This window comes from Oceanicoccus sagamiensis (genome assembly GCF_002117105.1).
In the GTDB taxonomy this organism is placed as follows: domain Bacteria; phylum Pseudomonadota; class Gammaproteobacteria; order Pseudomonadales; family Dasaniaceae; genus Oceanicoccus; species Oceanicoccus sagamiensis.
In genome coordinates, this window is the sequence record NZ_CP019343.1 from 1,293,606 (window position 1) to 1,319,086 (window position 25,481).

At 49.0% G+C, this 25,481-nt stretch carries 22 protein-coding genes, 1 other RNA gene and 2 pseudogenes; 8 read left to right on the plus strand and 17 right to left on the minus strand.

The features are described 5' to 3' along the window. Positions 1-5 precede the first annotated feature (5 nt). From BST96_RS05825 to lgt, 6 genes and pseudogenes are all read right to left on the minus strand, one after another. The gene (locus BST96_RS05825) at positions 6-530 is read right to left on the minus strand and encodes a MotA/TolQ/ExbB proton channel family protein (RefSeq protein WP_085757794.1); all 525 of its coding nucleotides are present in this window, start codon (positions 528-530) and stop codon (positions 6-8) included. Then, positions 531-1,913 carry a MotA/TolQ/ExbB proton channel family protein gene (locus BST96_RS05830; RefSeq protein ID WP_085757795.1) on the minus strand — a complete coding sequence of 461 codons (1,383 nt, stop codon included), beginning with the start codon at positions 1,911-1,913 and terminating at the stop codon, positions 531-533. It lies immediately after the preceding gene. Further along, the gene (locus tag BST96_RS05835) at positions 1,913-2,695 is read right to left on the minus strand and encodes a DUF3450 domain-containing protein (RefSeq protein WP_085757796.1); all 783 of its coding nucleotides are present in this window, start codon (positions 2,693-2,695) and stop codon (positions 1,913-1,915) included. The genes BST96_RS05830 and BST96_RS05835 overlap by 1 nt, the downstream gene beginning before the upstream one ends. Before the next feature lie 345 nt (positions 2,696-3,040). Then, positions 3,041-3,564 (minus strand): annotated as a pseudogene (locus tag BST96_RS05840) (dihydrofolate reductase). A gap of 234 nt (positions 3,565-3,798) precedes the next feature. Then, positions 3,799-4,638 (minus strand): thymidylate synthase, encoded by an 840-nt coding sequence (locus tag BST96_RS05845; RefSeq protein WP_085757797.1) that lies wholly within the window; start codon positions 4,636-4,638, stop codon positions 3,799-3,801. A gap of 20 nt (positions 4,639-4,658) precedes the next feature. Next, on the minus strand, positions 4,659-5,525 hold the full coding sequence (lgt, locus tag BST96_RS05850; protein ID WP_085757798.1) for a prolipoprotein diacylglyceryl transferase: 867 nt from the start codon (positions 5,523-5,525) through the stop codon (positions 4,659-4,661). A gap of 90 nt (positions 5,526-5,615) precedes the next feature. Here lgt and BST96_RS20935 point away from each other — a divergent pair. Further along, a pseudogene (locus BST96_RS20935) lies at positions 5,616-6,367 on the plus strand (NRDE family protein). Here BST96_RS20935 and ptsP read toward each other — a convergent pair. Both ptsP and BST96_RS05865 read right to left on the minus strand, forming a co-directional pair. Continuing rightward, complete coding sequence (gene ptsP, locus BST96_RS05860; RefSeq protein ID WP_085760482.1) at positions 6,364-8,649, minus strand: phosphoenolpyruvate--protein phosphotransferase; 2,286 nt, start codon at positions 8,647-8,649, stop codon at positions 6,364-6,366. The pseudogene BST96_RS20935 and the gene ptsP overlap by 4 nt on opposite strands. 23 nt (positions 8,650-8,672) lie before the next feature. Further along, on the minus strand, positions 8,673-9,188 hold the full coding sequence (locus BST96_RS05865; RefSeq protein ID WP_085757799.1) for an RNA pyrophosphohydrolase: 516 nt from the start codon (positions 9,186-9,188) through the stop codon (positions 8,673-8,675). Between the two features lie 233 nt (positions 9,189-9,421). Here BST96_RS05865 and BST96_RS05870 point away from each other — a divergent pair, with 233 nt between their 5' ends. Next, positions 9,422-10,078, plus strand: coding sequence for a histidinol-phosphatase (locus BST96_RS05870; RefSeq protein WP_085757800.1), 657 nt, complete (start codon positions 9,422-9,424; stop codon positions 10,076-10,078). Between the two features lie 67 nt (positions 10,079-10,145). Here BST96_RS05870 and BST96_RS05875 read toward each other — a convergent pair whose 3' ends face one another. The 4 genes from BST96_RS05875 to BST96_RS05890 all read right to left on the minus strand — a co-directional run bounded on the left by BST96_RS05875 (position 10,146) and on the right by BST96_RS05890 (position 14,710). Continuing rightward, complete coding sequence (locus BST96_RS05875; RefSeq protein WP_085757801.1) at positions 10,146-11,348, minus strand: class I SAM-dependent rRNA methyltransferase; 1,203 nt, start codon at positions 11,346-11,348, stop codon at positions 10,146-10,148. A 143-nt stretch (positions 11,349-11,491) separates the two neighbouring features. Further along, positions 11,492-11,881 carry a glycine cleavage system protein GcvH gene (gcvH, locus tag BST96_RS05880; RefSeq protein WP_085757802.1) on the minus strand — a complete coding sequence of 130 codons (390 nt, stop codon included), beginning with the start codon at positions 11,879-11,881 and terminating at the stop codon, positions 11,492-11,494. A 112-nt stretch (positions 11,882-11,993) separates the two neighbouring features. After that, entirely contained in the window at positions 11,994-13,673 is a 1,680-nt protein-coding gene (locus BST96_RS05885) for an ABC transporter permease (RefSeq protein ID WP_085757803.1), read from the minus strand. A gap of 11 nt (positions 13,674-13,684) precedes the next feature. Continuing rightward, on the minus strand, positions 13,685-14,710 hold the full coding sequence (locus BST96_RS05890; protein ID WP_085757804.1) for an extracellular solute-binding protein: 1,026 nt from the start codon (positions 14,708-14,710) through the stop codon (positions 13,685-13,687). Between the two features lie 238 nt (positions 14,711-14,948). On the opposite strand from BST96_RS05890, the gene BST96_RS05895 reads away from it, so the two are divergent. Further along, a complete protein-coding gene (locus tag BST96_RS05895) occupies positions 14,949-16,100 on the plus strand; it encodes a GGDEF domain-containing protein (protein WP_085757805.1) in 1,152 nt (383 codons plus the stop codon). Between the two features lie 4 nt (positions 16,101-16,104). On the opposite strand, the gene BST96_RS05900 is transcribed toward BST96_RS05895, so the two are convergent. From BST96_RS05900 to BST96_RS05915, 4 genes are all read right to left on the minus strand, one after another. Then, the gene (locus BST96_RS05900) at positions 16,105-17,325 is read right to left on the minus strand and encodes a UbiH/UbiF/VisC/COQ6 family ubiquinone biosynthesis hydroxylase (RefSeq protein WP_085757806.1); all 1,221 of its coding nucleotides are present in this window, start codon (positions 17,323-17,325) and stop codon (positions 16,105-16,107) included. Positions 17,326-17,386: 61 nt separating this feature from the next. Further along, positions 17,387-18,595 (minus strand): 2-octaprenyl-6-methoxyphenyl hydroxylase, encoded by a 1,209-nt coding sequence (gene ubiH / locus BST96_RS05905; RefSeq protein ID WP_240554906.1) that lies wholly within the window; start codon positions 18,593-18,595, stop codon positions 17,387-17,389. After that, a complete protein-coding gene (gene pepP / locus BST96_RS05910) occupies positions 18,595-19,914 on the minus strand; it encodes a Xaa-Pro aminopeptidase (RefSeq protein WP_085757807.1) in 1,320 nt (439 codons plus the stop codon). The genes ubiH and pepP overlap by 1 nt, the downstream gene beginning before the upstream one ends. A 123-nt stretch (positions 19,915-20,037) precedes the next feature. Continuing rightward, on the minus strand, positions 20,038-20,703 hold the full coding sequence (locus BST96_RS05915) for a UPF0149 family protein (protein ID WP_169713923.1): 666 nt from the start codon (positions 20,701-20,703) through the stop codon (positions 20,038-20,040). A gap of 274 nt (positions 20,704-20,977) precedes the next feature. On the opposite strand from BST96_RS05915, the gene BST96_RS05920 reads away from it, so the two are divergent. From BST96_RS05920 to BST96_RS05935, 4 genes are all read left to right on the plus strand, one after another. Continuing rightward, positions 20,978-21,187 (plus strand): TIGR02449 family protein, encoded by a 210-nt coding sequence (locus BST96_RS05920; RefSeq protein WP_085757809.1) that lies wholly within the window; start codon positions 20,978-20,980, stop codon positions 21,185-21,187. A gap of 62 nt (positions 21,188-21,249) precedes the next feature. Beyond that, positions 21,250-21,573 (plus strand): cell division protein ZapA, encoded by a 324-nt coding sequence (locus tag BST96_RS05925; RefSeq protein WP_085757810.1) that lies wholly within the window; start codon positions 21,250-21,252, stop codon positions 21,571-21,573. Between the two features lie 165 nt (positions 21,574-21,738). After that, a non-coding RNA gene (ssrS, locus tag BST96_RS05930) (6S RNA) lies at positions 21,739-21,917 on the plus strand. Positions 21,918-21,930: 13 nt separating this feature from the next. Next, positions 21,931-22,542, plus strand: coding sequence for a 5-formyltetrahydrofolate cyclo-ligase (locus BST96_RS05935; protein WP_157117873.1), 612 nt, complete (start codon positions 21,931-21,933; stop codon positions 22,540-22,542). 479 nt (positions 22,543-23,021) lie between these two features. On the opposite strand, the gene ilvA is transcribed toward BST96_RS05935, so the two are convergent. Beyond that, entirely contained in the window at positions 23,022-24,554 is a 1,533-nt protein-coding gene (ilvA, locus tag BST96_RS05940; protein ID WP_085757811.1) for a threonine ammonia-lyase, biosynthetic, read from the minus strand. Positions 24,555-24,703: 149 nt separating this feature from the next. Here ilvA and rpiA point away from each other — a divergent pair, with 149 nt between their 5' ends. Then, positions 24,704-25,369 (plus strand): ribose-5-phosphate isomerase RpiA, encoded by a 666-nt coding sequence (gene rpiA / locus BST96_RS05945; protein ID WP_085760484.1) that lies wholly within the window; start codon positions 24,704-24,706, stop codon positions 25,367-25,369. The last annotated feature ends 112 nt before the right edge of the window (positions 25,370-25,481 follow it).

Consider the following 25,481-nt stretch of genomic DNA (forward strand, 5'->3'; position numbering starts at 1 on the left):
TTCTCTTAATGATCAGTTGTCAGATGGTCTTCAAGCAATACGCTTTCACGTTCTGCAATTTGCGTTACATAGGTATTAGCAAAAACGCCGGACAGTGCAGCAACCATACCAGCCATAGTTGGGATGGTCGCTTTCGACACACCACCAGCCATTGACTTGGCGTCACCACCACCTGTCACCGCCATGATATTAAATACTTCAATCATACCGGTTACCGTACCCATTAATCCGAACAGTGGTGCCAGAGCTACCAGCGTTTTGATCATGGGTAAGCCTGCATTAATTTTCAGGTTGGCCTGAGAAATTAACTGGCGACGGATTTGACGGGCGTTCCAGGACTTGCGTTCACGACGGGCTTCCCAAGTACTAATTGCGGAATCCAGATCCTGACGCAAGCTGGTGTTAAAATACCAAAAACGCTCGAAGACCAGTGTCCACAACGCGAAGGTAAGGGCAGCGATAAACCAGAGAACTGGGCCGCCCTGCTCCATGAAGCGAAAAATAAAGTCTAGTACGTCATTGAGATACATTTATTTTCCCAGTTGGGCCTCAGTATGCTCAGCGATAATGCCAGTCGATTGCTCATCCAGCACGTGAATAACTTTCTTGGCTTGACCGTTGGTAACGGTGTGCAGCAATACTGTTGGGATAGCGACTAACAGACCCAGTACAGTAGTTACCAGTGCACCAGAGATACCACCCGCCATCGCTTTAGGATCACCAGCACCAAAGATAGTGATTGCCTGGAAGGTAATGATCATACCGGTTACCGTACCTAGCAGACCCATCAGCGGCGCAACGGCTGCGATGATTTTCAGCAGGTTAAGACCAAATTCGATCTTCGGTACTTCTTTCATAACGGCTTCAGAAAGCTTCAGTTCCAGAGTTTCAGTATCCATCGTTGGATTCTGCTCATGAACCATCAATACACGACCCAGAGGGTTGTTAGTATTGGCTTTGTCGCTCTTCAACTGCGCACTTACTTTAGAAGACATAGCTGCTAGAACAATCAGTCTCCAGATGGCTAGCAAGAAGGCCAATGCACCTACAGCGGTGATGGCATAACCTACGTTACCACCTTGATGCCAGCGCTCTTCGATAGTCGGAGAGTTGATCAGTGCAGCAAGGAATGAACCGCCGCTAGGGCCAGTAGGGTCAGCACCAAAAGGCACTTTACCGCTAGTGGAACCAGCAAGATCAGAAGCCCAACCGATATAGGCACCGCTTGGCTGACGAGCCAATTCCGCTAATGTGTTAGTTTCAGCAATGTACTGCAAGTAACGACCTTCGTCGCTGATCACGTTGAAAGTACCCACACGAACAACGGTGCGGCTTTCTTTCTCGCCACCAGGCTTGGCAACTTCAGCAGTAAAGCTAACCACTTTGCCCGACTCAGTCATTTCACGCTGGATTTCAAACCACAGACGCTCAATTTCTTCGATGCTAGGCAGCTGCTCAGCGCCAGACATTTTAGCAATCAACTCATCAAGGAACTCATCACGGCCAGGGTACTGGGCGCTGATTAAAGAGTTACCAAAGCTTGAACGTAAATCACCAGCGGTAGACGTCAGGTGACCGAATAGCTCAGTCAATGTACCCAGACGCTCTTTTAACTGGCGCTGCTTCTCAGCAACTTTCAATTCGTTCTGCTCAAAGGTGTTTTCCAAACGCGCTGAACGATCTTCTTCGTTCTTACGCATAACCTTGGCTTCAGCTAATAACTGCGCCTGACGGTTTTTGGCATTTTTAAAGCGCGCTTCACGAGCTTTGTTTTCTTTCGCTTCAGTCGCTTGACCTTGCTTAACGAAATTCAACAACTGATCGAGAGAGCGTGCATCCTGTGCCATCACAGTGCTGGACGCAATGGCCAGAACAGAGGCAACAACTGCAGATTTAATTAATGACATTTTCATTATTGTGCTGCCTCCGGAGCTGATACTGGAAGTTTTAAGATATCGATAGAGGCTTGCTTACGAGCGATACGTAGGCCTTTTAAGATAGCGTTACGGTATTCGCCTTTATCTAACTGAACGAAGTCACCGGCGTCTTTGTCCCAAGCACCTGAAATTTCAGTATCAGTCGTTTGGTACATAAGAGCTACACGACCAACCTGGAAAAAGTTAACGTCGCGTTCAACACCGTCGATAGATAATGAACCTTTATAGGCAGTGACTTTACGGCCAAATTCATTTTCAATTTTGTAGGCTTCTAACACCTGACGAAATTTCTCAGCCACCGAAAGGTCGGAACGGTCAATGCTGCTGCGCAAGAAAGCGATACGCTCTTTACGCTCTTCCATCAGGAAAGGCACATCAAGGCTGATAAATTGTTCAAGACTGTCGATCATACGGATAACTAGCGGCGTTACCTGACGCTGGATAATCGTAACCTGATCAATAGAAGTCTCGATATCGTCTATGCGTTTTAGCTGATTGGCGATTTGCTTCTCCAAACGAGCGTTATAAACGCGTAAACCGTCGACTTGCTTCATAACGGTCTTATAGTCAGTTAACAGGTCGCCGGTTTCACCAGCTAGCTTATCAACCTTCTGTTGGGATTTTTGTGCAGCGGTCGTTTTTGTCTGACCAACTTTTAATACAGCGTCAACTGTATTGGCTTGGGCTTGTAGGCCCACTAGCGCGCCAAATGACATAGTCATGGCAAACGCGATCGTTTTGAATCGATGCATATTCATGGGGATTGCATTTCCTTCAGGGATGTTTGAAAAAGCAGATTTAATAAAAACCCGACCTTTATATTACGAAATAGCCCGTGTGGCTCAGTAATAGCGACGCATTTTAATATTAAGCTTTCTAAAGAAGCAACGCTCTTTAGACACTTTATTTATAGAAATATTTAAAAGCTAAAGCTGGGTAGTGTGGTGACAAAAATACGAGTAAATCGGTATCAAAGGGGTATTTTGCGGTAACACTAAACCAAGTTGTGAAATATTACCACTTCACAGGAAGACCCTATAACCCTGAATCATAATGCTTTTTTAAAGCCCGGGTGTTCAAGGAATGAGCAAGGTGTCTCTTTTTTAAACATTGCGACCATAAACCTCGAAACTATAGTCATAGGGATTAGGCCCTTCAGCGGCAAAATCCTCATGACTTAGCCGCTCCCAACGGGACAAATCCAGCTCTGGAAACAGGGCATCACCCTCAACATCAGCATGTACCCGGGTTAAATAGAGCCGCTGCACTCGCTCCAGCATCTCACTATAGAGCTGAGCCCCCCGATAATCATGACCTCATCGGCACCATCGACTATAGCCACACTACGCGCCAGTGATAGCGCCTCTGCGACGCTATGGGCGACTTTTACGCCTTCAGCGGTAAATTCCGGACGGGTACTCACCACAATATTGGCGCGGCCAGGCAGGGGCTTACCGATGGACTCATAGGTTTTGCGCCCCATCACGATAGGCTTGCCCATGGTAACCGCTTTAAAATACTTAAGATCGTTCGGCAAATACCAGGGCAGCTGGTTATTACGGCCAATGACCCGGTTTTCGGCCATAGCCACTATCATGGCTATACGCACATCAAAATCTTCACTCATTGCTAAATTCTCTTATTTGCAAAAAACCATCGTCATTCCCGCGCAGACACATCACTGTCCGCCTTAAGTCAACGCGAGGTTTCGAAAATCATATAACGGCTGGACATTGTAGGGTGGATTATAATCCACCACCTATCCACCAAGGCCCAGCCCGGAGCCGCCATAAGCGGTGGATTATAATCCACCCTACGGGGTCCCGGACAGCTATGCGCCTGCACAGGAATGACGAGCACTCTATACTGCAATAGGCGCTTTAATTAAGGGGTGAGGGTCATAACCTTCAAAGGCAAAATCGTCAAAATCATAATCAAAGATGGAATCAGGCTTGCGCTTGATCACCAACTGCGGCAAAGCACGCGGCTCACGCTGTAACTGTTCAAACGCAATCTCATCCGTTAGGTGGTTGCTATAGAGATGACAATCACCAAAGGTATGTACAAAGTCACCCACTTCAAGATCACACTGCTGGGCCACCATATGCGTTAGCAAGGCGTAGCTGGCGATATTGAAAGGCACCCCCAAAAACAAGTCAGCACTGCGCTGGTACAGCTGGCAGGAGAGCTTGCCGTCGAGCACATAAAACTGGAACAAGGTATGACAGGGTGGCAGTGCCGCACGGCCTTGCTCAGCGTTTTCCTGCGGACCAATCGATTCATCCGGCAAATCCGCAGGGTTCCAGCCACTAACAATCAGGCGACGGGAGTCCGGCTTGGTTTTAATCATCTGGATTAAGTCGCTAATCTGGTCAATGGTAGAGCCGTCCGGGCACTCCCAGCTACGCCACTGCTTGCCATAAATCGGGCCGAGATCACCATCGGGGAGAGCCCACTCATCCCAAATCGAGACGCCGCGCTCTTTCAGCCAGTTATTATCGGTACTGCCATTTAAGAACCAGATCAGCTCATAAATAATACTTTTCAGGTGAATTTTCTTGGTCGTTACCAGCGGAAAGCCTGCACTTAAATCAAAGCGCAGTTGGCGACCAAATACCGAGCGCGTACCTACACCGGTTCTATCACCTTTATCGGTGCCGTTATCAATAACGTCCTGGATTAATTCGAGATATTGTTTCATGCCTTACTGAGCCTCGTGCGCTATTTTTTGCGCTTGTTCTTTTTAGGTTTTTTTGTTTTTGCTGTCGGTGTCGCTGTAGCCACCGGAGGCGGGTTTGAAGCCTGCCGGTAAGCATAAATAATTAACAGTATGCCAGCGATAATCATCGGCAGCGATAATAGCTGCCCCCGCGTTAACCAGCCAAAGGCATCGAAACCAATATGACCATCGGGCTGGCGGAAAAACTCTACAATAAAGCGGAAGCACCCATAACCCACCATAAACACACCGGAAACCGACCAAACCGGGCGGGATTTGCTGGAAAAACCATAGACCAGCAAAAACAACAACAACCCTTCCAGCCCCGCCTGGTATAACTGTGACGGATGGCGCGCCAAACCACTTGGGTCCGCCGGAAAAATCATCGCCCAGGGCACTGCGGACGGATCGGCCTGCCGACCCCATAGCTCCTGACCAATAAAATTACCAACACGGCCAAAGCCCAAACCCAGCGGCACAATGGGCACTACAAAATCTAACATCTGGCCGGGGCTTAACTGCAATCGGCGGGCATAAATAATCATCGCCACCATGACACCTAAAAAACCGCCGTGAAAAGACATGCCGCCTTCCCAGACTTTAAATAACCATAAAGGGTTATCCAAGAATTTACCGAAGTTATAAAAAAACACATAACCAAAACGCCCACCTAACACAACACCCAGAGCACCATAGAAAATCAGGTCATCCACCTGTTTGCGATTGACCGGGGTATAGTCAAAACCGGCACGGCGCGTCGCCAAAAACCAGGCAGAGGCAAAGGCCAGCAAATACATCAACCCATACCAGTGGATGGAGATGGGGCCCAGTGAAACCGCCACCGGGTCGAAATTGGGATGTGTGAGCATAGAGTATTTTCTATATCGCAGGTTTAAGGGCGCCTATTATGCCGCAAGCCAAGCCCACACCCAACAGCCAGCCCATGATAAACTGCCGCAATGTGCTTAATTTTATTCGCCTACCAGTATCACCCCGACTTTCCTTTGATTGTGGCCGCCAATCGTGACGAGTTTTACCAGCGCCCAACCCAGCCCGGGCACTTTTGGCCTGAGTCGCCCTCACTCTTTGCCGGCCGGGACCTGCAAGCAGGAGGCACCTGGATGGGGATCAATAAGCAGGGGCGCTTTGCCGCTGTGACCAATTACCGGGACAACACCCCACACCGACCAACGCTATTAGCCGTGGCAACTTGTGCAGCGATTTTTTACAAAGCGACACCCCTGTTGAAAACTACCTCGAAACGATCAACCAACAAAACCGGCAATACGCAGGTTTTAACTTATTGGCCGGTAGCATCGATCAACTCTATTACTATTCAAACCGCCAAAGTGAGATTAAGCCGTTGACTGCGGGCGTGTATGGCCTAAGTAATAGCCTGCTAAATACCCGCTGGCCAAAAGTGGATACCGGCAAGAATGCCCTGGAACAAATTATCTCTGTAAGCACTGACCCGAAGAAAATATTCACGCTGTTATTGGACCAGCAGCAGGCAGCTGACGCCAAACTCCCCAGCACTGGGGTAGATATTGACATGGAGAGGATGCTGTCGAGTCGATTTATTCAATCCGAACATTACGGCACAAGAAGCTCAACGGTATTATGTATTGATCGAAACGGCGGAGTCACCTGGCTGGAACAAAGCTTTGATCAGCACGGGGCAAGTAGCGACAGGGTGTTACACCGTTTTTAAAGGACTGGCTCCGCCATCATCGCCTTCACCAAACGCTGAGAACTGGACTCTTCAATCGACTGATTAATATATTCACGAACTTCTGCGGCATTTTCCATGGTCATCACATGGGCCAATATTTCCTTTGCCCTTTTCATACTGATATTGCGAATCACCGATTTAACTTTGGGTAAGGTGGTGGCGTTCATCGACAATACATCGTAGCCCATGGCCATTAATAACACCGCCGCACCGGGCTCACCAGCCAACTCGCCACAGATACCCACTTTGCGACCTTCCGCATGCCCATCCCTAACCACATGCTGTAACGCTTGCAAGACAGCAGGATGGAAAGCCTGATAAATATCCGCAACCCGCGCATTATTTCGATCTACCGCTAATAAATACTGCGTTAAATCGTTAGAGCCCACAGACAGAAAACCAACACGTTTGGCAAATTGTCTGGCCTGATAAACCGCAGCAGGCACCTCAACCATCACACCAATTAAAGGCAGCTCCAATTCAAAACCCAGCTCTTCGACTAATTCATCATGGGCCCGATAAATTAACTCTAAAGCTTCTTCCAATTCCGGTACGCTACTGATCATGGGCAGCATCATGCGCAAATTACCCAAGCCGGCATTGGCCTTCATCATCGCACGCACTTGCACCAGAAAAATTTCCGGGTGATCCAGAGTAACGCGAATACCACGCCACCCCAAAAACGGATTATCTTCTTCAATCGGAAAATAGGGCAAGGATTTATCACCGCCGACATCCAGCGTTCGCATAGTGACAGGCATTGGCGCAAAGGCCTCTAACTGCTCACGATAAATTTTGCGCTGCTCTTCCTCACTGGGAAAACGTTCACGCAATAGAAAGGGGACTTCAGTGCGAAACAGCCCTACACCTTCTGCACCGCGATCCAGTGAACGAGCGATATCCGCCTGCAACCCCGTATTCACCCAGAGCGGCAAACGGTAGTCATCGGTGGTAACACAGGGTTCATCCTTTAGCGCCTCTAACTCTTTAGAAAACTGCAGTTCTTCTTCATAGATCGACTGGAAGCGATGCAATAATTCGGCTGAAGGATTGAAATAAACATGGCCATTATAACCATCGAGAATAATTTCACTGCCTTCAATTTGGGTAAACGGTAAATCCACCGCACCCATGACGGTGGGGATACCCATGGACCGCGCAAGGATGGCAACATGGGAGTTACTGGAACCACGCACCGAAATCAGGCCCACCAAGTTTTCCGGTGGCACTTCACCCAACATAGATGCGGTTAACTCTTCACCCACTAACACTGTGCGCTCAGGATAATCAACCGGCCCGTTATTAGCCGCCTGTAAATACGCCAATACTCGGCGACCCAAATCTTTTACATCGGTAGCGCGCTCTTTAAGATAAGCGTCTTCCATCATCTCAAAAGTGCGCACGTGTTTTAAAATAACTTTACTTAAAGCACCCTGCGCCCATTCACCATCACGAATACGCTCATCGACTTCGGCGGCTAATGCATTATCCGCCAACATACTTAGATAGACATCAAATAGTGCCTGCTCTTCTTTGGCTAAACGGCTTGCCAGTTTACGCCCCAGCGCTTTGATATCTTCCCGCACGGCTTCCAGACATTCATGAAAGAATTCTAATTCTTCTTCAATATCCTTGCTGCGACGCATCGGTACAGAATTCAGGTCGGCGGTTGGCGCCACCACCACGGCATGACCAATAGCAATGCCCGGCGCACCGGCAACACCTCGAAACTTTGCACTGCCCTGACGCTCGCCGCGATCATCTAACGCAACCAATAAGCCGGTAGCTTGAGCATGGGCAATAACGCCCGCTAACTGAGCGGATATGGTAACCAGAAAGGCTTCATCATCTTCATCAAAGCGACGACGGGTTTGCTGCTGGATAACCAGTACACCCAGCACTTTACGCTGGTGAATAATCGGCACACCAAGAAACGCACTAAAGCGCTCTTCACCAATACCGGGCATAAACAAAAATTTGGGATGGGCTTCGGCATTGTCGAGATTAAGCGGTTCTTCCCTGGCCGCCACTTGACCCACCAGGCCCTCAGTAGGTGCCATAGATATCTTGCCGACAAAGTTTTTATTCAGCCCTTCAGTGGCACTAAAGACATAGCGGCCGAGGGTGGACTCACGGAGGTAGATTGAGCAAACTTCGGTGCCCATCGCATCCTTCACTCGCGCCACGGTAATATCTAACACCGATTGCAAGTGGTCGGCAGTATTTACTTCCTGAACAATACTGCGTAGCGAGTCGAGCATATTTTTTCGCATCTAGTTAACTCTTAATCACTCTGTGCTGCCCTATCGCGGAGATGATCATCCACCATGCGGCTATGTCTGGGCGATAACTCTTTCAGTGCGCGGCGATAGACTTCACGCTTAAAAGGGATAACCTGCCCCAAAGGGTACCAATAGCTAACCCACTGCCAGCTATCGAACTCCGGTTTCTCATCATTATCAAAGCGAACGGCATCATCCTCAGCCAACATTCGCAATAGAAACCATTTTTGTTTTTGACCAATGCACAGAGGCTTGCTATCCCGGCGTAACAAGCGCTGCGGCAAACGATAACGCAACCACCCCCGGGTACAGGCCACTACTTCGACATCTTTTTCGGTTAAACCGACTTCTTCTTTTAACTCACGGAACAGCGCCTGCTTGGCGCTCTCCCCCTCTTGAATACCACCTTGCGGAAACTGCCAGGCATCTTGCCCTACTCGCCTGGCCCAAAGGACTTCACCTTTGGCGTTGGCTATCATGATGCCAACATTGGCACGAAAACCCTCTGAATCAATCAATGGCTACTCCAAATACTCTCGCAGTGACTGTCTTGCCGGTTTTATATGTGGACGGCAAGTTAGGCTGCAAGGCCATATTAGAAAGCATCTATTGTTCCATAAATCAGTGATTTAGAGAAATCGGATAATTTTTCCCACTACTGCGGGGGTTTCAGGGATGCAAAAGGCCAGCGTCACCAGTATGCTATGCGCCCATTACGATCTGATGAACAGCAGCCTGTGGAGCAACCCTAGTGACTCTTGCCATTTTTGACCTTGATAACACCTTATTAGCAGGCGATAGCGACCATGCCTGGGGACAGTTTTTGGTAGATAACGGCATAGTCGATGCAGATGCCTACGAGAAGGCGAATGATCACTTCTTAAAACAGTACCAGCAAGGGGGGCTGGATGTGCATGAGTTTCTGGCTTTTGCCCTAAAGCCGCTGGCTGACAACACCAAACCACAACTAGACCAATGGCATCAGCAATTTATGCAGCAGTCGGTAGCCCCGATGCGTCTTGCCAAAGCGGACGCCCTGTTGAAAAAACACCGGGACCAGGGAGATTTTCTGCTTATCATTACAGCGACCAACCGCTTTGTGACTGGCCCTATTGCCGAAAGTCTGGGTGTTGACCATATTCTGGCAACAGAACCGGAATTTATCGATGGGGCTTATACCGGCAAGGTGGCAGGCACACCCTGCTTTCAGGATGGTAAGGTTGTTCGATTAAACGAATGGCTGGCGGAAACCGGCCACTCGCTGGCAGGTAGCCACTTTTATAGCGACTCACATAATGATTTGCCATTGCTGGAGATTGTGGATTATCCGGTGGCGGTGGATGCGGATGAGATTCTAAGCAAGCACGCTACGGATCAGGGTTGGCCACATATCAGCTTAAGAGACTAAGTAGGGTGGATTACAATCCACCAAAAGCTGCCACTGTATTATGGTGGATTATAATCCACCCTACGAGTTAGCTGGCGGTTAGCACTCTGGCAAAGACTGCTTTTAAATATTCCGTCTCAGCAATTGCCGGATGCACCGGGTGATCAAAGCTCTGCCCGCCCTGCTCCAGAATTTGAATATCGCGATCAAGATGACGTGCCGAGGCTCTTAAAATATCCGTTAAACGATCTCGCCCCAAATGCATCGAGCAAGACCCTGACACCAGGATCCCACCTTTATTAATTAACCGAATCGCCAATTCGTTTGCGCGACGATAAGCCTGCTCACCACTTTTAATATCTTTGCGTTTTGGAATAAATGCCGGCGGGTCAATAATGACCACATCAAAGCGCTCGCCTTCATCAATCAGCATTTTCATCGCTTCAAAGGCATTGCCCTGTAAGGTGCCGACTTTTTCGCGGACATTGTTTAATTGCGCATTGCTTTCCACATGATCGAGAGCAAATTCTGATGCATCAATACACGTCACTGACTCGGCACCAAAAGCAGCAGCCTGAACACCCCAGCCGCCCACATAACTAAATACATCCAAGACGCTTTTACCTTTAACATAATCCGCTAAACGCGCGCGACTGCCACGGTGATCATAAAACCAACCGGTTTTTTGACCCTCAAAGACCGGAATATTAAAGTGCACGCCATTTTCAATCGCGGGAACTTGTTTAGGGACTTCGCCATAAGCCACGTCCACATACTCGGGTAATTCTTCAGCTTTGCGAATACGTGAATCATTTTTTAATAAAATACCGGCAGGCTTTAATACCTGTACCAGAGCGTCAATCAACTGATCTTTAACCAACTCCATCCCCACCGTGGCGATTTGCACAACTAACACATCACCAAAACGATCAACGACCAGGCCCGGCAAAAAATCACTATCGCCATACACCAAACGATAATAGGGCTGGTCAGTAATACCTTCACGTAAACTTAAGGCAATATTTAACCGGTGAACCAATAACGATTTATCCAAACGGTATTTGGTTTCACGGCTAAATAGGCGGGCGCAAATTAAACTATGGGGGTTGATATAGGCCATACCCATCGACTTACCGTTAGCACTTTGTACCTGCACCTGCTCACCGGGCTGAAAGTTCTTTAATGGCGATTTTGCTACGTCTACCTCATTGCTATAAATCCATAAGTGACCGGCACGCAGGCGTCTATCAGCCTGGCCTTTAAGAGTAAGAGTTTGTATTTCGCTGGTCATGGATAATGGCCTTATTCGTTAATCGTAGGGTGGATTACAATCCACCAAACAGCAACTGCTCAAAAAGGTGGATTACAATCCACCCTGCGGTAGAAATAAAAAAGCCCCGCTTAAAGCGAGGCTTTGTATGGGGTTAATGCAGCTTAGTCTTCTTCGCAGGAAGCAATATAGTCTTCGGCGCTTAGCAAGTTTTCCAGCTCGCTAACATCCGATGGCTTTAATTTATAAAACCAACCGTCATGATAAGGGTCGGAGTTGACGGTTTCAGGCTCTTCTTCCAGCACTTCATTGACCGCAATCACTTCACCTGCGACGGGTGCATAAATATCTGAAGCGGCTTTTACCGACTCGACAACACCCGCTTCATCACCGGCAGCAAGATTGGCACCGACATCGGGGTTTTCAACAAACACCACATCACCCAAGGCCTCCTGGGCGTGATCACTGATACCGACTGTTACGGTACCGTCATCTTCTAAACGCGCCCACTCATGGCTGCTCGCATATTTTAGTTCGCTGGGTGTGTTGCTCATGGTAAAACCTCTGATACAAAAAAACTTAAATAGGAAGACTAATGCGATGCATTCTACCGTTGGAAATAGGAATTACAAGCCGCTGGCACGGGGCTTGGCAAATAAATACTGACTAACGGCTAGCGGATTGCCGCACAGCCTGAATCACCGGCAACAGCCCCACCAAAATAAGTGTTAAAGCGGGTAATGCGGCACGCTCCCATTCACCCTCTGAGGTCATCTCATAGATACGCACCGCCAGGGTATCCCAGCCATAGGGGCGCAGTAATAAGGTGGCTGGCATTTCTTTCATCACGTCCACAAACACCAGCACCATTGCCGTTAGTAAACCCGGGCGCAGAATGGGGAGATAAATCTGCCAGAGCAGTGGCCAACTATGGGAGCCGAGACTCCGGGCCGCTTCTGGAATACTGGGGCGAATACGCTGCAAGCTGGAATCCACCGGACCATTGGCAACGGCGAGAAAGCGCACCCAATAGGCAGCCAACAGGGCAAAGACACTGCCTAATAATAAGGGCTTGGCTTGCAGACCAAACAACTCCAGCAGAGGTGCAACGAATTGATTATCGACAAAGGTAAAGGACAGCATAATCCCAACGGCCAATACCGAGCCGGGCAACGCATAGCCCAGAGTGCCTAAATCATAGAAAGTCCGCAGCCGGGTTTTGGCTCGGCGACGACCAAAAGCCAATAACAGAGCCAGCGCCACCGTTAAAATAGCCGCAGCGCCACCCAATAATAATGTGCGCCATAATAGATTCAGATAGCGGGCATCCATCGCCTGCAACCCCTCCAACAAAACCCACTGTAATAACTGTAATACCGGTAGAACAAAAGCAAGCAACAGGACCAAGCCACAAAAGGCAGAAGCCGCAAAAGCCTGCAGAGGTGATAACTGATGCCGGAAACGGTGTTGCTTGCGGTCTGACTGGGTATAGCTGCGACTGCCACGGCTATATTTTTCAGCCATCAGCGCCAGCGCCACAAATAACAATAGCAGTGACGCGAGTTGCGCGGCGGCCTGTAAATTAAATAAACCAAACCAGGACTTATAAATGGCCGTGGTAAAGGTATCGTAGTTAAACACCGCCACGGTACCGAAGTCCGCCAGTGTTTCCATAATAGCCAGGGAAGTACCTGCGATAATCGCCGGCCTTGCCATCGGCAGTGCCACCCGAAAAAAAGCGCGCCAGCGATTAGCGCCCAACACTCTGGCGGCCTCCATTATATCCGTGCTCTGGGCTAAAAAAGCACTGCGGGCCAACATATACACGTAGGGATAAAATACCAACACCAGGACAGCAATCACCGCCGCTTCATGGCGTATATCAATATAGCGGTAGTCGCTACCGAACCAGCTATGCAAACCCTGCTGCAAGGGACCGGCAAAATCAAAAATCCCCAATACCACAAAGGCCAGGACATAGGCCGGCATGGCCATCGGTAACATTAAGGCCCAATCCAGCCAGCGCCGACCGGGGAATTCACACATCACCGTCAACCAGGCCAGACTGACACCCAGCAGGGTAACACCGCTGCCCACCCCGATAACCAAGACCAGCGTATTGCGCAACAGGGTCGATAATTGGGTTTCAATCAGATGCTGCCAGACTTCGGTTTGGTCAGAGCTCCAACTCCAGATAATCACCAGCAGCGGGGCCAACGCCATCAGCACGGTAAAGATACCGGCGATTTTAACGACGGTATTCAACTGCCTTAGCCCACGCCCATGGTGGTTCGCCCCTACAAACGGGCGACTCGAAGAAAACGAAGCGGGAAGCGGGCTAGCCATGAAAGGGGTGCCTAACGGTAGCCAGCCCGATCCATTAATTTAACGGCAGCGGCTTGTAGACGGCCCGCTTCACTCACATCCACCTGATCGCCTTTAAACGCGCCCCAGGCCTGTAGCTCGGCATTCATCTCTACGCTGCTATTCACGGGATATTCCTGGTTTAAGTCCATCAATATCTGCTGAGCTTCCGGTGTGGTGAGCCACTCGATTAACTGCTGGGCCAGTGCTTTATGTTGACTGGCGCGGGTAATGCCCACACCGGAGACATTAACGTGAACGCCTCGCCCCTGAGCCCCCTCACCTTGCTGGTTAGGCCAAAACAGGGCCAAGGGTGTGGCCGGCTTTTTCTTCATCAAGCGGCCATAGTAGTAAGTGTTTACTATCCCCACTTCGCACTGACCAAGTGCCACCGCTTCCATAACCTTGGTATCGTTAGACAGGGGATCAATCGCCAGGTTATTGACCCAGCCCGCCACAATCTGCTCCGTTTGCTCTTCACCCAGTGCTGCAATCATGGTGGCGACCAGAGACTGGTTATAGACTTTTTTGGAGGTGCGAAGACATAGGCGCCCCTTCCATTCAGGGGCCGCCAAGGCCTCATAGGTAGACAGGTCAGTGGGGGATAATGTATCCGTGTTATAGACCATAGTCCGAGCGCGAATGGTCAGGGAAAACCAGCTATTATCTGCGCCCCTTAAATGTGGAGGGACATTGTTATTGAGTATTGCCGACTCAACCGGTGCCAGCACACCCACTTCGTTGGCCTGCCAGAGGTTGCCAGCATCCACTGTCATCAATAGATCCGCTGGGGAGTTCTCACCCTCAGCCTGCAAGCGGGTTAATAAAGGGCCTGCTTTATCCGTCACATAGTTAACCACTATGCCAGTTTGCTCGGTAAAGCGATCAAATAGCGGCTTAATTAAATGCTCATTACGGGCGGAATAGACCAATAATTCCGGGGCGGGCTTTTCAGGCTCACTGCAGGCGACCAATAAGACGAGTAAAAACAGCAAGCTATAACGGATACCGTGACGCATGTAAGCAACCCCTGGATACAGTATTTTATGGAAGGATAAGACAACAAGGCGCAGATGATAATTATTATCATTAACTCTTGCAATGACCTGCCACAACTAATTATCGCCCCAACAGCTTACATGTCAGATAAAGCCATTAAAATGTCCGTAATCATCATAGTGTTGCCAAGTGATGCAAACTACTCTAAACCTATAGAACTACCACTTATATAAAAGAAGATATACACCACCAACAATCATGGATAAAACACCAGAACACTTGTTTCGGACTATACCTGGCTGGTTTGGCAGCCAAGGTGAGACGGAGCTTAAAAACGACGAGCATTACCTGCGGGCCACCATCGTATTGGGCGTGGCCATGATGTCCTCCTGTTTTGCCCTGCTGGTTATGATCGGGCTATTTTTCTCTCCCTACCCCAGTAACCCCGAGCATAAACTAGCAGCGCTGGGTATCACCGCAGTGGTGCTGCTCTGCTATATGGCAAGCCTGATCTACTACAAATATCGGCAAACCATTATTGGCCCATCCAACCTCTATGCCACGGGTGTGCTAGTGGCCACCACCTTGCCAGGTATATTAACCGGTGGTTTTCTTTCATCACCCAATTTACAAATCATTATTGTTGTTCCGGTATGGGCTTTTTTAATGGCTGGCAACCGCAATGGCCTAATGTGGTCGGCCATCACCCTGCTTGCCATAAGTGCCTACTATGTGGCTGAGTTACTGGGGGTTCGTTTTCCGCAAACCATTCCGGCTAATGCCGAGGCAACGCTCAAACTGATAACCTGGTCTATTGCCATTGCGCTGGTAGTACTGTGCCTATACCTTTATGAGGTTAATCTGGTTCGGCTAACGGAACGCCTGCAAAAAGAACAGAGCAAGCTGGCCCATGAAGCCACCCATGATTCATTAACCGGTTTATTAAATAGAAAATCTTTACTGCAAAGTGTGGAAGACGCCATCGCTGCCCATCAAAAATTTCAACATCAGGCGGCCATTTTATATATTGATCTGGATAACTTTAAGCCCATTAACGATACCCATGGCCATGCCATGGGGGATGAAGTATTAACCATTGTGACATCACGGCTGGAATCCTGTGTTAAATCCTCCGATACGGTTGCCCGGATTGGCGGCGATGAATTTGTGATTGTATTGCCGAATATTCAGGGCAAGGACATCAGCTCACGGATTGCCCAGCAAGTGCTGGATTCTTTGCACCAGAAAATTGTGTTGAATAATAAGGAATTTGAAATCAGCGCAAGTATTGGTGTGGCGTTTATTCCCAAAGATAGCGACTCGGCGGATACTATTCTCTCCCTCGCTGACCAAGCTATGTACCGAGCCAAGCGCGAGAAAAATGCTATTTGCTATAGCGAAGCCAGCTAGGGTTTTATAAACCCATCGCCTGGCGCATCACCTGATTTTTTAACGGCGTCGCTTTATTTAACCAACGCAACCCTGCATTGCGGGCCCAGCGAACAGGTAGTGACGGCTGCTCAAATAAACGCTTAAAGCCTTCCATCCCTGCCATCATGGATAGATTGGCGGCTTTGCGCCGGCGCTGGTAGCGCTGAAGCACAGGTAGCGACCCTGGATTTAATGCTCTTTGCTCTGCCCGCAATAATTCTTCACTTAATGCCAGAGCATCCATTAAACCAAGATTAACGCCCTGCCCTGCCAAGGGGTGAATGGTATGAGCCGCATCACCCACCAGAGCAATACCCGTCTTAATATAATCAACCGCATGGCGCTGGCGTAAAGGGAAACTAAAACGACGACTAACGTCAGTCACTTCACCCAGCCTGTGTTCAAAAGCCCTGGCCAGATCCAGAGAAAATTCAGCATCATCCAATGCCATTAAATTTTCCGCATACTGTGGAATAGCAGACCAGACAATAGAGCTATAGTGCTGCTGTTGCTCAGCGGTACTCAGCGGTAAAAAAGCCAGTGGACCTTCAGGCAAAAAACGCTGCCAGGCTGTCTGTTGATGTGGTTTTTCAGTTTTTACTGTTGTCACTATTGCATGGTGGCCATAGTCCCATTCACGCATTGCCATAGCTGCAAGGCTGCGCACATTGGAATTGGCACCATCGGCAGCCACCAACAAATCGGTACTTAAAGAGCGGCCATCATCTAACGCTATTTGGTAGGCACCACTTTCTGTAGACTGGATAGCCTCCAATGTAACCGGTGCAATACACTCGATATTGCGATGCTGCTGAATTTTTTGCAGCAGCGCGGTAGCCGTCACTCTATTTTCGACAATATGCCCTAATACCGGCTGATTAATATCATCCGCCGCAAAATGAATATTGCCAGTGCCCTCTGCATCCCAGACATGCATCTGGCGATAGGGACTAATCCGGCGCTCACGGATGGCCGACCAGATATCCAACCGCTGAAGAAATGCCTGCGAAGCAACGGTTAAAGCACTCACCCTGGGATCAAAACCATCAATAGCATCGGCCTGTTCTGGCCAATCAGTATTGATGGGGCGCGCTTCAATGACCGCCACTTTTAGTTCGCTGCCACCCAAAGCACAGGCCAAGGCAGCGCCAACCATACCGGCGCCCACAATAATGACATCAAAATCTGCTGCGCTTTTGCTCATGAGTACTGACCTACCGCTGCGCCATCATGCAAACCTGCGGCATGATGAATAAATTGGGATTTTACCGGCGGAAGAATATCCAAAACCCCAAACCAATACTGCGCAACACACTTAACGGAAATTGATTGCGGGTAAATAAACCCGGCAATTGATCAGAAAAACGAATGGTTTTTTGTTGATCAAACTGTTGCTGTTGTTGGTATTGCTGCAATAAGCCCAAATCACCCAGAGCTCGATTCTGCTGGCTGGCCGCGACTAACAACTGTGTTAAACGAGCACTGTCACGCAGTGCCAAATTAAAACCTTGCCCAGCAACCGGATGCAAGGAATGGGCAGCATTGCCCATCACGACAATACCGGAACGAACCTGCTCTTCAGCTTCCACGAGCTTTAATGGATAACCAGAGCGATCGCCGACGCGAATAAATTCGCCCTGCCGGTGACCAAAACGCTGCTGTAGCGTCTTTAAAAATTCTGCTTCATCACACTCTGATAAAGTGGCGGCCTGATCGTTCGGCAAACTCCAGACCAACGCAGCCCGTGGCTGACTTAATTCACTATCACTTAATGGCAGCAAGGCCATTGGGCCCTGATCGGTAAAGCGTTCATAGGCGCAACCCTGATGCGCTTTGGTAAAGCTGACGTTGGCAATCAAGGCGGTTTGTTGATAGCTGTGTACCCTGGCGTTAATACCCAACTGTTCTCGCAGGTTTGAATTAGCACCGTCGGCAATAATCGCCAACTGCGCAGCAACGGTTTTTTCGCTGCCGTTCTGTTCAACCATTAATGTAACACCCTGTTGCTGGGGGCTAATATGTTTTACCGAAGCCGGTGCTAGAAAATCAATCGTGTCTTTTTCACGCAAGGCATTTAGTAGCACATTACCCAGCCAGGCATTTTCAATCACACAGCCGAGCGCTGGCCAATCAACATCACCAGGCTTCATCATTGTTGAACCTAAACGACGGCGCTCAGAAACATGAATACTGTTTATGGCTGCCGCATATTTAGACAGCAAGGGCCAAACACCCAGCGGCTCCAGAATTAATTGACTGCTATAGGATAAGGCAGTGGAACGAGCATCAAAACTCGGATTATAAAGGGGCGCTTCAGCGGTATGACTTTTAGCAATAGGAAAACTTTCAACCACCAAAATTCGCAGCTGTTGCTGGCTATGGTGACACAATTGCAAGGCCAAACTGGCACCCACCATACCGCCGCCGGCAATCACCACATCGTACTGTGATTTATTGGCAGCGGTTTGTCCCATTAAGCGGCACCACTCATAAGGGCTTCTATTTCTTTCACGGTTTTGGGAACATCTTTGGTTAACACATCACAACCGTCTTTGGTGACCACCACATCGTCTTCAATACGGATACCAATACCGCGCCATTTTTTGGCCACCTTTTTATTATCTGGCGCCACATAAATACCCGGCTCAACGGTCATGGCCATACCTTCTTCCAGCACACGCCATTCATCACCTATTTTATAATCGCCTACATCATGCACATCCATACCTAACCAATGCCCAGCGCGGTGCATATAAAAATCTTTATAGGCTTCTTTTTCAATAAGCTTGCTAACAGTGCCTTTAAGCAAGCCTAATTCAACCAAACCCTTGGTAATAACTTTTACGGTGGCGTCATGGGATTGATTCCAGTGATTGCCGGGTTTAATCGTTTTGATAGCGGCAAGCTGTGCTTTTAACACCAAGTCATACAGTGCTTTTTGCTCTTTAGAAAATACCCCATTGGCAGGAAAGGTACGGGTAATATCCGCCGCATAGTGTTCCAGTTCGCAGCCGGCATCTATCAACACCAAATCGCCATCTTTAATCACATCGGCATTTTCTGTGTAGTGTAATATGCAGCCATTTTTACCGGCACCGACAATAGAATTATAGGCGGCAAAGCGCGCGCCATTGCGGCCAAACTCATGTTGTATTTCGGCTTCCAGCTGATATTCCGCCACACCGGGTTTACAGATTTGCATAGCGCGAATATGCGCGGCGGCGGAAATTTGCCCGGCTTTTTTCATCACTCTTACTTCAGCGGCACTTTTATATAAACGCAAATCGTGTAGTAAGTGATCTAAATCCAGAAACTCGCCGGGGGGATGGGCACCGGTACGAACCTGTGAGCGAATAACATTGACCCACTTCATGACCTTGCGATCAAATTCCGCATGGCGGCCCATCGCATAATAAACCCGCTCACGGCCTTCGATCAGGCCTGGCAAAATATCATCAATATCACTCACGGGAAATGCATCATCCGCGGCATAATCCTCCGTCGCGCCTTCTGGCCCAGCGCGGTAGCCATTCCATAATTCCATGGTGGGGTCGCGGTCGCGGCAGAATAAAATATACTGGCCATGTTTGCGGCCGGGTAATAACACCAGTACGGCATCGGGCTCGGCAAAGCCGGTGAGATAATAAAAATCACTGTCCTGACGAAAGGGGTAATCCACATCGCGATTGCGAATGGTTTCACGAGCCGCGGGGACAATCGCAATACTATCTGGCTCCATTTCGGCCATCAGGTTTTTACGGCGGCGGGCAAACTCTTTTTTACTGATTTTCATAAGGGTGTTTTCTATAGGTTCTGTCGTTCTGTGACGAGGCTTGTTATTCACTCATGGTTTGTGTTGTGCTTAGTGTGTCTTATCATGCCAATGATAATAAACCCAATCTAACAAGCTCGTATCTTAATGCAACTTCTTATCGGTTTTATTAAACAGATTACTTAAGGCACCTGCCACTTCCGCCTCGGCTTCCACTTCAGAAACCGGCCCATTATCGTCGCCCTCTTGCGGCTTGTTACACTCAAGATAAATCGTCATCGCTGCCACTCGCAGATACTCACTGATTTCAACGATATTCTGCTCACTCTGCTCCAAATCGGTGTCAGCATCGCTCAGGCCAATCTGGCTAATCGCGGCAATATCACTTACCGCCTCGGAGACATCTTTGGGATACTGCTGTTGCCCCTGCTGTTCTTTAATAGCTGTCCCCCCTTGGGCAAAGCCTGCCACAAAGCCCTGACACCACTGGCCGATGGAATCTACTCGCTGGGTAATCTCGGCGCCATCGTCTGGCAATAAAAGCTGTAACTCCATCTCGCCGCCTTTAAGACAGGCCTGGGTAGCACCATAGAGGGCTGATAGGACCTGACTATCTTCAGCATTGGGGGGCTCAACGGCATCAATAAAGGCCGCGGCCTGTTCCAGCCATTGCTCTGGTTCACGTGTTTCTCCCACCGCCAACTGACCTACCAGATAGCCGTGCAACTGGGAGGGGGACTGCATACCGCCCAAGCGCCAATAGATATCGGCAAGCTGGTCAAAATCGGGCATGGGGATTTGGAGGGTCATGGGTTTCTCTTTGATAATGATGGTCGATGGTTTTGACGGGGATAAGCGGCGCATATTAACGGCTCACTCTGACAAAATCGACCAGCCTTTAGGCAAAGTTTTATGCGATGGAGCTCTCACCTTGATAATTATTTTTGAAATATTAGCTATATCATTGAAATATAACCATTTTATTAAATTGACCCGCCGCCCAGTCAGAACTATATTTAATCCATCTTTTATCATTCTATAAATAACCCTAAGCGCCTATAAAAAGGTGTATGGCACAGTATCCATGGCAGACCCACAACTAAAAGCATTAACCGCCAAGATTAATGACCTGATACAGCTCTGTGAGCAGCTTGACGAAGAGAATCGGGCACTAAAAGCCGATGCCGCAGGCTGGGTCGATGAGCGTGATTCACTGGTTGAGAAAACGGAGATCGCCCGCAATAAGGTTGAGTCGATGATTTCCCGCCTGAAGACGCTGGAAGAAGAGTCCTAAGACTGAAAAGATAACAAGCTATTAGTTAGTAGAAAGAAGTAAACCGTAATGAGGCAAGTACCGTGAGTAATGAGACTGTAATCGTCAAACTATTGGACAAGGAATACCAAGTCGCCTGTCCCCCTGGACAACAGGAAGCTTTGGCCAAGTCTGCCCGTTACCTTGATCAGCAAATGCGCAATATTCGCGCCAATGGCAAAGTGATTGGCCTGGAGCGTATTGCGGTAATGGCCGCCCTGAATATCAGCAATGAATTAATCCAGCAGGAAGGTGACGGCAATGCTGTGGAAGATAGCGCCAATGCACCCAGCAGTGCCCAGCTTAAAAGCCTGAACTCCAAGCTGGATGAAGCCCTGCACCGCTTCCGGCAGTTGGAAATCGGTTAATCCCCCGCCCCTCTCACCCAAGAACGTCATTTCCGCAAAGGCGCGGGACCAATACCTCAACTAACAGCCAGACATTGTTGGGTGGATTGTAATCCACCCTACTATCTCCGAATACTTCGCAGTAATGACGTTTCTAGATAATTATTTCTCAGTTATAATCTCCCCCGCTCCCTGGAATATTTGCCAGACAGCTTAGACCCCTGAGCCGATGCGCATTACCCCCGGAGGTTTTAGTGCTATGGGCGTGCATGCCTGCTTGACGGGAAGCCCGATATAGCGCGGAAACCACCACCTTGAACCGTTGGGTTCAAGGGCCATGTTGTCAGCGGTATTGTGGGGAGCCCTTTTTGTTATTCCATGAAGCCCTATAGAGCCTCCATCTTGGAACCCACCTCCCGCCAGCAGCTTCGTCAACAACTTCGCGCCAAACGCCGCGGGCTAACACGGCAGCAACAGCGCAAAGCCAGCCTGCAACTTAAACGGCATATTAGCACTACCGGTTTATTCGGGCGCCATAGCCATATTGCCTTTTATTTGCCCAATGATGGCGAGATCAGCCCGCTACCGCTGCTTATGCTAGCCCACCAACAAAAACGGGCCTGTTATTTGCCAGTACTGGCACCCAATAATAGTCTGTGGTTTGTGCGCTACCGCCCCGGAGATCCCTTAAAGCCCAATCGCTACGGCATTCCTGAACCGGCCAATACGCAGCATCGCCGTAAAGCCTGGGCTTTGGGTATGGTGTTTTTACCACTGGTGGGTTTTGATCGTCAGGGTGGACGTTTGGGTATGGGGGGAGGTTTTTATGATCGCTGCTTTAAAAACAGCCTGCTAATACCCAAGATGAAACAGCCCCATTTAGTGGGTCTGGCGCATCATTGTCAGGAGGTGGATAGTTTGGAGCTGGAAAACTGGGATATTCCCCTGTCTAAGGTAGCCACTGACAGAGAAGTGATCAATTCTATCTAAATCAAGCCATTAACATCTGCAATGTGCCGGTTACTGCTGTACCTACGCCAAATAAGATAACGGTTACTGTTAAAGCATCAACTCTTGTAGTCACTGTCTATTCCCCTAATAAATATGGTTAGCTGTTTATTGCCTGGCTTGTTGCCCTTGCCTATTAAAACTAGAGAAAAACCGGCAAGGCTGCAAAGCCCAGTTTGCTATCTTGTGACGGCCGCTGAATAAGCGGTGTTAACTCAGTCACAAACTGGCAGGGAGAGCTTTAAATTAACCAACAGGGCTATTGTCGTAAAGACAAAATAACGGCAATTTTTGGCCACGGCTTAGGGTATTTCAAGAACGGTGCCAGAATGGCTAAATACAGGAATATTTTTAATTATTTAATACTTTCAAGGACTTAACCAAGGCGGCAGCCATTGACGAGATTTAATGGACTCACTCCCCCATTAAACCCCGCACCAAATGACATCAAATTGACAGGCCTATGCACCGGTTTGGCCACTGAGAAATAGCTGGTAAGCCGGATTATCCGTCTCCTCCTGATAGGGGTATTGCAGCTGGGTCAGAAAAGCCTCCAGAGATTTACGGTCAGCTTTAGAGGCCTGCAAGCCCACCAATACCCGGCCATAAGCGGCACCGTGGTTGCGATAATGGAACATAGAGATGTTCCACTGCTGGCCCAGCTTGCTTAAAAAGTTTAGCAGGGCACCGGGGCGCTCTGGAAACTCAAAACGATAGACCACTTCTTCCGGCACCTCCGCTGGCGCATGCCCACCGACCATATGACGGATATGCAACTTAGCCATTTCGTTATCGGTTAAGTCCATCACCGGATAATGTTTTTGCTCAAGGCCTGCAATTAATTCTTCCCGATCATTACCGCCAGCGGCAATTTGCACGCCCACAAAAATTTGTGCATCACGTTGGTGGCCATAGCGGTAATTAAATTCGGTGATATTGCGCTTACCCAATGCCGAGCAAAACTTTTTAAAACTACCGGGGCGTTCAGGGATAGTGACGCTAATAACGGCTTCGCGTTTTTCACCAATTTCGGTGCGCTCGGAAATATAACGCAGCCGATCAAAATTAGTATTGGCACCACTTTCAATCGCCACCAAAGTTTGGCCCTGAATATTATTTTGCTCAACATATTTTTTTAAACCAGCCAGCGCCAGCGCACCGGCAGGTTCTGCTATCGAACGGGTATCATCAAAAATATCTTTTATGGCCGCACAAATTTCATCGGTACTGGCGGTAATCACTTCTTCAACGGTATTGCGAATCACCCGAAAGGTTTCTTTACCAATTTGCGCTACGGCAACACCGTCGGCAAAGATACCCACCTGAGGCAAAGTGACGCGGCGGTTTTTTTCCATGGCAGCTTTTAAACAGGCAGCGTCTTCCGGCTCTACCCCAATCACTTTGACATCAGGGCGCACATATTTTACATAGGCGGCGATACCGGCTAATAAACCTCCGCCACCGACCGGAACAAAGATCGCATCCAACGGGCCGTTTAGCTGGCGCAGGATTTCCATACCGATAGTGCCCTGCCCGGCAATAACATCAGGGTCGTCGTAGGGGTGGATATAGACCAAACCTTTTTCGTCCACCAGCTTTTTTGCGTGGGCAGAGGCTTCATCATAGGTATCGCCATGGAGTACCACTTTGGCTCCGCGGCTACGCACTGCATCGACTTTAATTTGCGGAGTGGTTTTGGGCATGACAATGGTGGCTTTGACCCCCAGCTTTAAGGCGGCCAGTGCCAGCCCCTGGGCATGGTTACCGGCGGATGCCGCTATCACCCCCTTGGCCAGCTCCTCTTCGGTCAGATGCACCATTTTGTTGTAGGCACCACGAATCTTAAAAGAAAAAACCGGCTGCAGATCTTCCCGCTTTAATAGCACGCGATTATTAAAACGCTTGCTCAACAATGGCGCTTCATCGATGGGGGTTTCTATGGCGACATCATAGACACGGGCATCGAGGATTTTTTTAATATAAGCTTGGGGCATTGGGCAGCACTCTCCTGTAAAGGGCGCAGTCTAATACCTTAAGAAGAAAAATTCAGCACAATCTCCCATCTATTAGTAGCCGATCCTTTATAGCGACTTTATAATGGCCAGCTTTCTATCCCCTGATTAATAAGGCCATTGCAATGACCATGACTCAAGACGAACTCAAACAAGCCGTTGCTCGGGCCGCTCTGGATTACATCAAACCCAATATTGAAGAAGACACTGTGATCGGTATTGGCACCGGCTCCACCGCCAATTACTTTATTGATTACCTGGCCGAGATTAAGAGCCAGGTCAATGCTACCGTTGCCAGTTCAGAGGCCTCCGCTGAAAGGCTTAAAAAGCACGGTATTCCTGTCTATGACCTAAATTCGGTCGATGAAATTACCGTCTATGTCGATGGTGCTGATGAATCTAACCCGCATCTGGCCTTGATCAAAGGGGGTGGTGCCGCCCTCACCCGTGAGAAAATTGTCGCCGCCGTCGCCAAAGAGTTTGTCTGTATTGCTGATGGCAGCAAGCTGGTGGACCATCTGGGGCAGTTCCCCCTGCCGGTAGAAGTGATCCCTATGGCCCGCAGCCATGTGGCCCGGGAACTGGTTAAGTTGGGCGGCGACCCCGTCTACCGTGAGGGTGTAGTGACTGATAATGGCAATATTATCCTCGATGTGTTCAATTTTATGATCCCCAAGCCCTTTGAGACTGAGCAAAAAATAAACGACATTACCGGCGTGGTAACCAATGGTATTTTCGCCCGCAGACCGGCGGATGTACTGCTCTTGGCCACTCAGGATGGCGTCAAACAATTATAAGCCTATAGCTACATCAAAATATCTTCATTAAAGAGATATAAATCCCTGCCGACATAACGCATTACCAGAGATTCCTCCTATACTTACGAGTCAGATATGTTAAGTAATGCCT

Bases quoted from the DNA above. Each gene is read 5' to 3' on its own strand.
- BST96_RS05885 (WP_085757803.1), bottom strand. From the start codon at position 13,673: ATGGCTAGCCCGCTTCCCGCTTCGTTTTCTTCGAGTCGCCCGTTTGTA.
- BST96_RS05935 (WP_157117873.1), top strand. From the start codon at position 21,931: ATGAAGCCCTATAGAGCCTCCATCTTGGAACCCACCTCCCGCCAGCAG.
- BST96_RS05920 (WP_085757809.1), top strand. From the start codon at position 20,978: ATGGCAGACCCACAACTAAAAGCATTAACCGCCAAGATTAATGACCTG.
- BST96_RS05835 (WP_085757796.1), bottom strand. From the start codon at position 2,695: ATGAATATGCATCGATTCAAAACGATCGCGTTTGCCATGACTATGTCA.
- BST96_RS05895 (WP_085757805.1), top strand. From the start codon at position 14,949: ATGGATAAAACACCAGAACACTTGTTTCGGACTATACCTGGCTGGTTT.
- BST96_RS05825 (WP_085757794.1), bottom strand. From the start codon at position 530: ATGTATCTCAATGACGTACTAGACTTTATTTTTCGCTTCATGGAGCAG.
- rpiA (WP_085760484.1), top strand. From the start codon at position 24,704: ATGACTCAAGACGAACTCAAACAAGCCGTTGCTCGGGCCGCTCTGGAT.
- ubiH (WP_240554906.1), bottom strand. From the start codon at position 18,595: ATGGGACAAACCGCTGCCAATAAATCACAGTACGATGTGGTGATTGCC.
- BST96_RS05845 (WP_085757797.1), bottom strand. From the start codon at position 4,638: ATGAAACAATATCTCGAATTAATCCAGGACGTTATTGATAACGGCACC.
- BST96_RS05830 (WP_085757795.1), bottom strand. From the start codon at position 1,913: ATGAAAATGTCATTAATTAAATCTGCAGTTGTTGCCTCTGTTCTGGCC.
- BST96_RS05900 (WP_085757806.1), bottom strand. From the start codon at position 17,325: ATGAGCAAAAGCGCAGCAGATTTTGATGTCATTATTGTGGGCGCCGGT.
- BST96_RS05890 (WP_085757804.1), bottom strand. From the start codon at position 14,710: ATGCGTCACGGTATCCGTTATAGCTTGCTGTTTTTACTCGTCTTATTG.
- ptsP (WP_085760482.1), bottom strand. From the start codon at position 8,649: ATGCTCGACTCGCTACGCAGTATTGTTCAGGAAGTAAATACTGCCGAC.
- BST96_RS05875 (WP_085757801.1), bottom strand. From the start codon at position 11,348: ATGACCAGCGAAATACAAACTCTTACTCTTAAAGGCCAGGCTGATAGA.
- lgt (WP_085757798.1), bottom strand. From the start codon at position 5,525: ATGCTCACACATCCCAATTTCGACCCGGTGGCGGTTTCACTGGGCCCC.
- gcvH (WP_085757802.1), bottom strand. From the start codon at position 11,881: ATGAGCAACACACCCAGCGAACTAAAATATGCGAGCAGCCATGAGTGG.
- BST96_RS05915 (WP_169713923.1), bottom strand. From the start codon at position 20,703: ATGACCCTCCAAATCCCCATGCCCGATTTTGACCAGCTTGCCGATATC.
- ilvA (WP_085757811.1), bottom strand. From the start codon at position 24,554: ATGCCCCAAGCTTATATTAAAAAAATCCTCGATGCCCGTGTCTATGAT.
- pepP (WP_085757807.1), bottom strand. From the start codon at position 19,914: ATGAAAATCAGTAAAAAAGAGTTTGCCCGCCGCCGTAAAAACCTGATG.